The sequence below is a fragment of the Streptomyces jumonjinensis genome (genome assembly GCF_009600885.1).
Classification (GTDB): domain Bacteria; phylum Actinomycetota; class Actinomycetes; order Streptomycetales; family Streptomycetaceae; genus Streptomyces; species Streptomyces jumonjinensis.
Genome location: NZ_VCLA01000199.1, coordinates 122011 through 131753 on the forward strand (window position 1 = coordinate 122011; position 9743 = coordinate 131753).

The window sequence follows — 9743 nt, forward strand, 5'->3', positions numbered from 1 at the left end:
GACCCGCGGATCATCTTCCTCGACGAGCCGACCACCGGTCTCGACCCCCGCTCCCGCCACAATATGTGGCAGATCATCCGCGAGCTCGTCTCCGGCGGCGTGACCGTCTTCCTCACCACGCAGTACCTGGAGGAGGCCGACGAACTCGCCGACCGCATCGCCGTGCTCAACGACGGCACGGTCGCCGCCGAGGGCACCGCCGCCGAGCTCAAACGCCTCATCCCGGGCGGGCACGTCCGCCTCCGCTTCACCGACCCGGCCGCATACCAGACCGCCGCCCGCACCCTCCGCGAGACCACCCGGGACGACGAAGCGCTCTCGCTCCAGATCCCCAGCGACGGCAGCCAGCGCGAGCTGCGCTCCCTCCTCGACTGGCTGGACTCCGCCGGCGTCGAAGCCGACGAGCTGACCGTCCACACCCCCGACCTCGACGACGTCTTCTTCGCCCTCACCGGCACCGCCAACATCCCCGCCCAGTCCGCCCAGCCCAAGGAGACCGTCCGATGAGCTCCCTCTCCCTCGCCGTACGCGACGCGAACACCATGCTGCGCCGCAACCTCCTGCACGCACGGCGCTACCCGTCCCTCACCCTGAACCTGCTGCTCACCCCGATCATGCTGCTGCTGCTCTTCGTCTACATCTTCGGCGAGGCGATGAGCGCGGGCATCGGCGGCGGCCCGGACCGCTCCGCGTACATCGCCTACATCGTCCCGGGCCTGCTGCTGATGACCATCGGCAGCACCGTCGTCGGAACCGCGGTCTCCGTCTCCAACGACATGAGCGAGGGCATCATCGCCCGCTTCCGCACCATGGCGATCCACCGCCCCTCGGTCCTCGTCGGGCACGTCGCCGGCAGCGTCCTCCAGTCGATCGCCAGCGTGGTCCTCGTCGGCGCCGTCGCCGTCGCCATCGGCTTCCGGTCCACCAACGCGACAGCCCTGGAATGGCTGGCGGCGTTCGGACTGCTCGCGCTCTTCGCCCTCGCGTTCACCTGGATCGCCGTCGGCATGGGCCTGATCAGCCCCAACGCCGAGGCCGCCAGCAACAACGCGATGCCGATGATCCTGCTGCCGCTCCTCTCCAGCGCCTTCACCCCGGTCGACTCCATGCCCGGCTGGTTCCAGCCGATCGCCGAGTACCAGCCCTTCACACCCGCCATCGAAACCCTGCGCGGCCTGCTCCTCGGCACCGAGATCGGCCACAACGGATGGCTCGCCATCGCCTGGTGCCTCGGCCTCGCGGTACTCGGCTACTCCTGGTCGACCTCGACGTTCAACCGCGACCCGCAATGAGCGCGCGGGCTGCATCCCGCAGCTCGTCCCGCTTCAGGGCGGCGTACTCCGACACCGCGTCGGCGTACGCCACCCTGACAGCGTGCCCGGCGGCCTCGACCGCCTGCCGGGCGCGGGCCTCCGACATCGTCGGCTGGAACTCGCGCAGCACCCGCAGCCGTTCGGCCAGCACGATCATCCGTACGGCACAGGCGTCGCCGGACGCGAGCCCCGCCATGCCAAGGGCGTGCAGCACCGTCCCGAACACAGGGAGCTCCGTGGGCGAGCGGGACGGACCGGAGAGCAGGGTTCGCAGCCCCTGCCGCAGCCGGTCGACCGGCTCCGCGACCAGCTCGAGACGGCCGGCGTGCGCGTGCGCCGTCACCGCCGCCGACTGGATCACCAGCGCCCACGGGTCGAGCCAAGGATCACTGCTGTGCATGGAGTCGGCCTCGGTCAGCCGCTCCATGGCGCTGCGCCACAGGCCGAGCCCGACCTCCGTCAGTCCGCGGGTGAGCGCGAGCTCGGCGTGCCCGCCGATGTCGGGCCTGTAGAAGGAGTCCTGCTGCGGGGGGTTGTCGCTCTCCGCCTGCCGTAGCCAGTACTCGGCCTCGTCGGGGTCGCCGCGCTGCAGGCAGGCGAGGACGAGAGCCGAGCGGATGCCGATGTAGTCGTGCCCGTCGCCGAGCTGCGGCAGCGTCTTGAGCGCCACCTTGATGTGCTCGTACGCCGCCTCGCCCTGCCCCGACTGCAAGCACAGGTCGCTCAGCCGGGAATGAACCATGAGCTGCACGGACGGGTTGTCGACCGGAGCCAGCGCGGCGACCGCCCGCCGAGCCGAGGCGAGCGCGCGGTCGATCTCGTGCTCGTACTCCCAGACGTAGGTGGCGATGCACTCAGCGATGCCGGCGACCAGCGGCTGCTCGCTGTCCCCGTCCCTGTCCCTGTCCCTGTCGCAGAGCTTGTGCAGCACGTCGTAGTCAGGAGGCCGCATCTCGGGGATCGCGCTCAGCACCACCGCGGTGGCGCGCAGCAGCGTGTCCGGCGGGGCCGGGGGCAGCCGCCGGAGGGTGACGAGCTGGCGTACGGCGCGCGGGCCGTAGCCCATGAGCAGGCTCGCCGTGCACACCACCGCAGCCGCTCGGGCGACTTCGACGAATTCGGGCCCGGGGTAGTAGTGCGACAGCGGCGGGCCGGTGTCCGCGGCGAGGGCGACGAGGCGGGGAAAGTCGGAGCCGGTGGACCACAGAGCGGCGAGGGCGGCGGTGATGGCGGCGATGGTGGAGCCGTCCGTACGGGCCAGGGCATGGCGCAGGGCCAGCACGAGGTTGTCCTGCTCGGCCCTGACCCGCTCCCAGGCTGTCCGCGGTTCCGGGCCGAAGAGGATGTCGTGGTGCGCGACCCCGAAGTCCCGAGCCCAGGCGAGGAACCGGCCGACGGCCTCGTCCTCCTCGCCCGCCTCCGTACGCCGGGCCGCACAGAACTCCCGTACGGTCTCCAGCATCCGAAACCGCACGCCGACCGGGGCGTCGGCGACGGTGAGCAGCGACTGGCCGGCCAACTGCTCCAACAGAAACAGCGCGTCATCGCCCAGCACCTGCTCCGCCGCTTCGCCGGAGAAGCCGCCGGGGAAGACGGACAGCGTGCGCAGCGCCGCCCTGGCGTCCTCCACGAGCAGGTTCCAGCTCCACTCCACGACCGCGTGCAGCGTGCGGTGGCGCTCCGGCGTGTCCCGGGCTCCGCCGCGCAGCAGCGCGAACCGGTCGCCGATGCGGCGGGCGATCTCCGGCACCGACAGCACCCGCACCCGCGCCGCGGCCAGCTCCACGGCGAGCGGCAGCCCGTCGAGGTGGCGGCAGAGCTCGGCCACCGCGTCCGGCGGCAGCTTCACACCGGGCCGGGCGGCCCGGGCCCGCTGCGTGAACAGCTCGACGGAGGTGTCGGGACCGAGCTCCGGCAGCACGTACACCGCCTCCGACGTGAGGCCCAGCGGGGCCCGGCTGGTGGCGAGCACCCGCAGATCCTTCGAGGACGAGACCAGGGCCTGTACGAGGTCGGCGACGCCCTGGACGACCTGCTCGCAGTTGTCCAGCATCAGCAGAGCGGGCCCGGATCCGAGCACACCGAGGATGCCGGACAAGGGGTCGGCCGAGGCGTGGCCGCTCACGGTGCCGTGCCGCCCCTCGCCCGCCCCGAGCGCGGAGGCCACCGCAGCGGCCACGTCCTCGTCCGCGGTGACGCCGGCGAGCGGCACGAGATGCACCACGCGCTGCTCGGCCCGGCGGCCGACCGCGTACGCGAGCCGGGTCTTGCCGAGGCCGCCGGGACCGACGACGGCGACGGCGCGGGAGGCGCGCAGCAGCCCCTCCACCGCCGCGATGTCCTCGTCCCGTCCCAGCAGCGGGTTGGGCTCGTGCGGCACGCCGCGTCTGACCGCGGGCGCCTCGCCGCGCAGCAGCTCCTGCTGTACGGCCTTGAGCCCGTAACCTGGATCCGTGCCGAGCTCGTCCCGCAGCTCACGGCGGTACGCCTCGTACCGCGTCAGCGCGGCGGACGGGCCCGCCGTCGCCGCCTCGCCGCGCAGCAGTTCGGCGAGCACCTCCTCGTCGCGCGGATGCGCCGAGGCGGCCACGGCCAGGGGCTCGGCCGCCTCCGCGTGCCGCCCCAGGCGGGCGAGCGCGAGCGCCTGCGCGCGTATGAGCGCGCCGCGGACGGGGGCGCGCTCGGTGCGCAGTACGGCTACGGGGTCGCAGGCGTCGCCGCCGTCGCCGTCAGGGGCGCCCTCCCACAGCGCCAGCCCGGCCTGGGCCGCAGTCAGCGATCCCGCGTGGTCCCCGGCCCTGGCCCGGTCCGCGCTCGCGGCGGCGTGCAGCAGCAGGGCGGAGCTGTCGACCTGCTCCTCGGCGAGGGTGAGCCGGTATCCGGTCGGCGTGCTCGCGACGACGTCGGCGCCCAGCTGCGTCCGCACTCTGAACACGAGCACCTGCACCGCCTTTCCCGGACGCTCGGGCAACTCGTCCGGCCACAGCCCTGCCACAAGTCGCTCGACGCTGCACCCCGCGCGCAGGTCGCCCGCGAGCAGCGCGAGGAGGCCGCGGAGCCGGGGCGCGGTGACTTCTCGCCCGCGATAGGCGACACGCGGCAGCAGGGTCAGAGCGACGGTCATCCGTGCAGATTAACCGAGGTGCCGGCCGCCCGAACTCCCGCCGCAGTGCCCGCAGTCCGTGCCGTCGTGCGTCTTGCCGGCTCCGCATGCCGTCGCCCTCCCGGCGCTGATTTCGCGAGAGTTCCGTGAGACGCCGGTCGCGTCTGGTGGGCCCCCGCCGCCCTGCTTCGGCTCTCGAAGCCGAACACCCGTCACGGTGGTCATGTCCACTGCTCTCCTGCGGCCCCATCACTGGCACTGACCCGTGCGTGCCCCGGCAGAGCCGGAGCAGGGGTGGGAGCCGAGCAGGCCAGCCCGGCGACCAGCCAGGCGTGGGCGGCGCCCATCGTCGCCGGGCCGCCGCCCTGAAGGTCGTGGACGAGCCGCCAGTACAGCCCGAGGCGGGGGTCGTCGGAGGCACGGATCATCGTCAGCAGGCCGACCCGGAACTCCGGGGTGTCGGCCTCGCCGTGTCCCTGGGCGAAGGCGCCGGCGAAGGCGTCCAATGCCTCGCCCGGCTCGGGTTCGATGCCCGCGTCCAGCTTGGCCGCACCCAGCGCGTAGGCGTTGCCCAGCCCGTCGTACAACCGCACCAGGTCGCCGCGTCCGACGGTCCGGCCGTTGGCCCGCCGTACATCGGCGGCGAAGCCGGAGTCGGACGCGAGTGTGTGCAGCCGTGCGGCCGTGACGGCCTGACCGGGCGTCGGATCGCGCGGCAGGTCGGGAACCGCGGCGTCCACGACCGCCTCCCGGACCCGGGAGGGCAGGCGCACGGGCAGAACTCGGCGCCAGAAGCGCGCCAGAGCGCCGGTGTCCGGTGGTTGCGGCAGCGCACCGAGCTGCCGCAGCAGTGCGGGCCGTTCGGAACCGGGTGCCTCGGCCAGCGCGCGCAGTGCCGCCTCACGCCACCGCAGCGCCGAGAGCCGGCCGCTGACCTCGGCCAGCCGGGCCGTCAGCGCCGCGGCCAGCCCCGTACCGCCCGGTTCGTCTTCGAGCACGGCGGCGACCTCGGGCAACGGCATCTCCAACGCCCGTAGATCCCGGATGCCGCGCAGCCGCTCCAGTGCCTGTCGCCCGTACCGCCGGTGGCCGCCGGAGGAGCGCTCGGCGATCGGCAGCAGTCCCTCGTCGGAGTAGAAGCGCACCGTTTTGACCGACACCCCGGCCAGCCGGGCCAGCTCGCCGATGCCCATCGTGGCGTCGTCGTCCACGGCCGCCCTCCGTCGCCCGCTCCGGTTTGCATCTCCCCCTGCGGGAGTTCCTAGCGTAAGCGGCGTTCGACGTGACCGGGGAAACCGGCGGAAGGAGCATGGTCATGACGGAGTTCGTCCTGGTCCCGGGCGGCTGGCTGGGCGGCTGGGCGTGGCGGGAGGTGGCGGCGGAGCTGCGCGCCGCCGGGCATGGGGCGCACCCGGTGACGCTGACCGGGCTGGGTGACCGGCGTCACTTGGCCGGCCCGCAGGTCGGCCTGTCCACTCATGTCGAGGACGTCGTCGCGGTGCTGGAGAGCGAGGAGCTGACGGACGCGGTGGTCGTCGGTCACAGTTACGGCATCCTCCCTGCGACCGGCGCCGTGGACCGCGTCGCCGAGCGGACGGCCCGCCTGGTCCATCTCGACAGCGTCGTCCCCCAGGACGGGAAGTCGCTGCTGGATCTGCTCGTCGCTCCGCAGCAGGCCGAAGAGATCACCGCCTGGGTCGCCGAGCACGGCGAGGGGTGGCGCTGGCCGATGCCTCCGGTGGACCAGATCGACGCCATCGCCAGGCTCGACGGCGTGTCGCGGGCCGACCGTGAGCGACTGGCCCGGCTGGGGGCGCCGCAGCCGCTCGGCACCGCCACCGAACCACTGCGTCTCACCGGCGCGGTCCTGACCGTCCCGGCCACCGGTGTCTTCTGCACCCGCAACGGCAACAGCATCGCCAGGGCACAGGAGCTGCACGACAGCGGCGACCCGGCCTACATGGGCCTCGCGGCCCGCGGAATCACCTGCTTCGAGCTGGACACCGGCCACTGGCCGATGTTCTCGGCCCCCGCGGAACTGGCCCGGGTGCTCTGCGCCGCCGCGGCAGGGCACGGCCACAGCCTGCTGCCACGCCGGCTCGGATGATCCGGTCGGCGAGACGCCCGCACGAACCCTCGGCAGCGCTTGACGCCTCCATGTGATGCGGGGCCTCCGCCCCGCACCCATATGCCTCATTGACATGTAATCACCACGGACTCAACATGCCCCACAAATAGGTGGATTATATTTGCGCATCCGTACCCAACGGTGACTGGACCGACCTCGTCGCACGATACGTACAGCGTCAGCACGGCCGGCGCGGAAGGATCAGACCAGGCATCTCCACCCGCCCGTGACCGTGCGCTCCTTCCGTCCCAGGGGGATCCCGCCATGACCACAGCCTCGGCACAACAGCCTCTGCCCTCAGTGGTGTTCAGCAGCCTGGACGTCGCTGCGCCCGAACGCTTCGCCCGCTGGCGCGAATTGCTGGGCAGCACCCACGCCCCGATGGATCTGCACAGCGACCACGCCGCCGACTTCCGGGCACGCCAGCGGGTCATCGGCCTCGGTGATGTGGCGGTGTGGCCCGCCGCCTTCCCACCCGTGATGTTCCGCCGCACCGCGAAGCTCATCCGGCAGTCCGATCCCGAGAACTACCACCTCTCCCTCATGCTGCGCGGGGGCGGCGCAGTCACCTGGCACGGCCGGGAGCTGCGCACCAGACCCGGGGTCTACCACAGCAATGACTCCTCGCGGCCGGTCGAGATCCGCACCGGGGCCCAGCCGCGCCGGATCGTGATGATCGGAGTCGAGGTGCCCAAAGCGGTCCTGCCGTTACCCAGGCAGCTCGCGGACCGGGCCGTCGGGCTGCCCATGCCGGACGGCCACGGCGTCGGGGCGCTGCTGGCACAGTTCCTCACGCAGTTCGTACGGAGTCTCACCGACTACCGGCTCTCCGACGCGCCCCGGCTGGGAGCGGTGGTCACGGACCTGGTGGCGACGGTGTTCGCACACACGCTGGACAGGGAGAACGCCCTCCCGCCGCACACCCACCGGTATACGACGGTCCTGCGGATCAAGGCGTTCATCCAGCAGAACCTGGCCGACCCCCGGCTGACTCCGACCGCCGTCGCCGCCGCGCACAACATCTCCACCGGCTATCTGCACCGGATCTTCCGCGACGAGGGCGTCACCGTGGCGGCGCTGATCCGCCGCACCCGCCTGGAGCGCGCCCGCGCCGAACTCGCCGATCCGATCCGGGCCGGCGAGCACATCCACACCATCGCGGCGCGATGGGGCCTGACAGCGGCGGAGTTCAGCCGGTCCTTCCGGGCGGCGTACGGCATGACACCGAGCGATCACCGCCACCTGCACCTGCACCTGCGCCGCCCTTGAGGAGTCTGGCTCCCCCGCCCCCCGCTCCCTCTTCCGGAACGGCCGCGGCCCGGCTCCCGGAAGAGGGAGCCGGGCCCGTACGGGCGCAGCGGTCTCAGGTGCGGGCGCCCTGGAGGTCCCACATCGTTTTGACGCCGTCGCCGAAGTAGGAGCTGCGGTTCCATCCGTCGGCGATGAGTGTGCTCACCACGCCGTTGACGAATCCGAGCCCGGAGCCGGCGTGGTTCCGCAGCCAGGGACCGCCACCGCCCCGGAAGGCGCACTTGATCTGGACCCGGTTGTCCGGGGCGCCGACCGGGGACGCCGTGCTCTGGCAGGATCGCTGGATCTGGGAGTTGTTGTGGTCGGCCGAGTAACCGAAGGCCGTCACCGTCTGCTGGTGGTCGTAGTTCCAGCTCAGCCCGTTGCCGCCGGTGACGTCGGTCAGCTTCTTCCCGTTGAGGGGGTGGGTGGTCACCATGGCGATGTCCACCTGGAGGTCACTGTTGTTCACCCATCCGGTGAACGCCCGGAACTCCTTGGCCTGGAAGGTGCCGTACGGGCGGGTTCCCGAGCGGAACGCCGGTATGTACACCCAGTTGCGTACATACGCGCCGGGCTTGCCCGCCGTACCGCCGTCGTTGACGCAGTGGCCCGCGGTGATCACCAGCTGCTTGGACGGGCTGGCGAGGGCGGCGGCCGAGCAGAAGTAGTCCTTGTTGTCGGAGGGGCTGGTGTAGAAGACCTTGCCAACGCCGGGGCTCTCCAACAGCGCCCCCCGGGCGGGCGGTACGGGCGGGGTGCTGCCGGGGGTTCCGGCGGGCCCCGGGGTCATGGCGGCCCGCACGCTGTGCGCGGGGGGTTCGGCGGGGGTGGCTTCGGCCATCCGCTCCGGTGTCCAGTACCGCTCCAGCGCGGTGGCGGCGGCCGGGGTGCCGGCGGTGGTGCCGTCAGCGAGCCGGGCGGTCGCGGTGACGGTGTCGGGTCCAGGACCCTGCGCACCACTGCCCGCCTGGGCCGGGGTGGTGACGCCCGCCCCGAGGGCCAGCAGGGCGGCGGCGGAAGACAGTAGAGCGCGTCGGATACGGCGCACGTGGCGTTCCCTTTCCAGCAGAAGGAGTGGGGTGCGTACGGTGCGGTCGCGCTGTTCCGTTGGGCAGCGTTGACTTGCCTCGCCCAACGAAAGGAAAACTAACAAGTTCCAACGCAGTCAAACAGCCTGAATTCACGCCAGTGGGGCCCTCTCTGAGCGGCCCTCAACGGCCGATGGACCGCGTATGGCATGGGTCGCCCCAGGTCAGCGAGGTGCCGGCGGCGCGGCTACTCCGGTACCGGGTCGACACGGCCCCGGCGGCGGGCGGTTGAAGGGCGGCAGCGCAGCAGCCGGGCAGCTATGAGCCGGGAGCCGCGGACGGCTCCGTGCCGGTGGAGCGCCTTGACCGCGTACGTGGAGCAGCTGGGGGTGTAGGGGCAACGGGCGGGCTGGGTGGGGCTGATGTGGGTACGGTAGTGGCGGACGGCGCCGTACAGCGCGGCGGCGACCCGTCCGTCGGGTCGGGGGGCCGCCGGGTCCGCCGTGCCGATCGGGGAGAGGGCGGGGCGCCACAGGGCGAGAAAGATCGCGTTGACCGCGGTGACGGGACAGGCGGGGCCGCAGTAGTACCCGCATGTGTCGATCGTGCCCATGCAGCAGCCCTCCTCCTCTTTCCGCTTCTTCCGATCAACGTGTCGGTTCCGCCGTGATCGCGCCATTTCTCCCCCTGGGGTTGTCCTCGTCGCGGCATCGTACGCGGGAGCCGCGGACCCGCCCGCCGCTGGGTCGCCCGGGACCGTGCTGCCCGGGGTGTCGTCCTAGGGCAGCCGCACAGCACCGTGGCGCGGGCGGCGCTCAGGTGATCGCCGACTACTACCGGCCGCGGGCCCGGAGACGCTGCGGAGTCGTGACCGTGAC

7 protein-coding genes and 1 pseudogene are annotated in these 9743 nt (G+C 72.4%); 4 read left to right on the top strand and 4 right to left on the bottom strand.

Features of this window, described 5'->3' with window-relative positions; translation table 11 throughout:
- Together FF041_RS35335 and FF041_RS35340 are read left to right on the top strand one after the other, a co-directional pair.
- Window positions 1-507 (top strand): annotated as a pseudogene (locus tag FF041_RS35335) (AAA family ATPase); the annotation flags it as partial.
- Window positions 504-1292: an ABC transporter permease gene (locus tag FF041_RS35340; protein WP_153526537.1), complete on the top strand. Its 789-nt coding sequence runs from the start codon at window positions 504-506 to the stop codon at window positions 1290-1292. The pseudogene FF041_RS35335 and the gene FF041_RS35340, both read left to right, overlap by 4 nt.
- Here FF041_RS35340 and FF041_RS35345 read toward each other — a convergent pair.
- The gene (locus FF041_RS35345; protein ID WP_153526539.1) at window positions 1273-4437 is read right to left on the bottom strand and encodes an ATP-binding protein; all 3165 of its coding nucleotides are present in this window, start codon (window positions 4435-4437) and stop codon (window positions 1273-1275) included. The genes FF041_RS35340 and FF041_RS35345 overlap by 20 nt on opposite strands.
- A 200-nt stretch (window positions 4438-4637) precedes the next feature.
- Entirely contained in the window at window positions 4638-5627 is a 990-nt protein-coding gene (locus FF041_RS35350; RefSeq protein ID WP_323393637.1) for a MerR family transcriptional regulator, read from the bottom strand.
- Window positions 5628-5731: 104 nt separating this feature from the next.
- Between FF041_RS35350 and FF041_RS35355 the strand changes: the two genes are divergently transcribed.
- Together FF041_RS35355 and FF041_RS35360 are read left to right on the top strand one after the other, a co-directional pair.
- A complete protein-coding gene (locus FF041_RS35355; protein WP_153526541.1) occupies window positions 5732-6523 on the top strand; it encodes an alpha/beta fold hydrolase in 792 nt (263 codons plus the stop codon).
- A 285-nt stretch (window positions 6524-6808) separates the two neighbouring features.
- Window positions 6809-7813, top strand: coding sequence for an AraC-like ligand-binding domain-containing protein (locus FF041_RS35360; RefSeq protein ID WP_153526543.1), 1005 nt, complete (start codon window positions 6809-6811; stop codon window positions 7811-7813).
- 94 nt (window positions 7814-7907) lie between these two features.
- Here FF041_RS35360 and FF041_RS35365 read toward each other — a convergent pair whose 3' ends face one another.
- Together FF041_RS35365 and yidD are read right to left on the bottom strand one after the other, a co-directional pair.
- Window positions 7908-8885, bottom strand: a complete 978-nt coding sequence (locus FF041_RS35365; protein ID WP_323393639.1) for a trypsin-like serine peptidase — start codon at window positions 8883-8885, stop codon at window positions 7908-7910.
- A gap of 227 nt (window positions 8886-9112) precedes the next feature.
- Window positions 9113-9478 (bottom strand): membrane protein insertion efficiency factor YidD, encoded by a 366-nt coding sequence (yidD, locus tag FF041_RS35370; RefSeq protein ID WP_153526545.1) that lies wholly within the window; start codon window positions 9476-9478, stop codon window positions 9113-9115.
- Between the last annotated feature and the right edge of the window lie 265 nt (window positions 9479-9743).

What these genes read in the sequence shown, in the direction of transcription:
- yidD (WP_153526545.1), bottom strand. Translation starts at nt 9,478, where the DNA reads ATGGGCACGATCGACACATGCGGGTACTACTGCGGCCCCGCCTGTCCC.
- FF041_RS35345 (WP_153526539.1), bottom strand. Translation starts at nt 4,437, where the DNA reads ATGACCGTCGCTCTGACCCTGCTGCCGCGTGTCGCCTATCGCGGGCGA.
- FF041_RS35340 (WP_153526537.1), top strand. Translation starts at nt 504, where the DNA reads ATGAGCTCCCTCTCCCTCGCCGTACGCGACGCGAACACCATGCTGCGC.
- FF041_RS35355 (WP_153526541.1), top strand. Translation starts at nt 5,732, where the DNA reads ATGACGGAGTTCGTCCTGGTCCCGGGCGGCTGGCTGGGCGGCTGGGCG.
- FF041_RS35360 (WP_153526543.1), top strand. Translation starts at nt 6,809, where the DNA reads ATGACCACAGCCTCGGCACAACAGCCTCTGCCCTCAGTGGTGTTCAGC.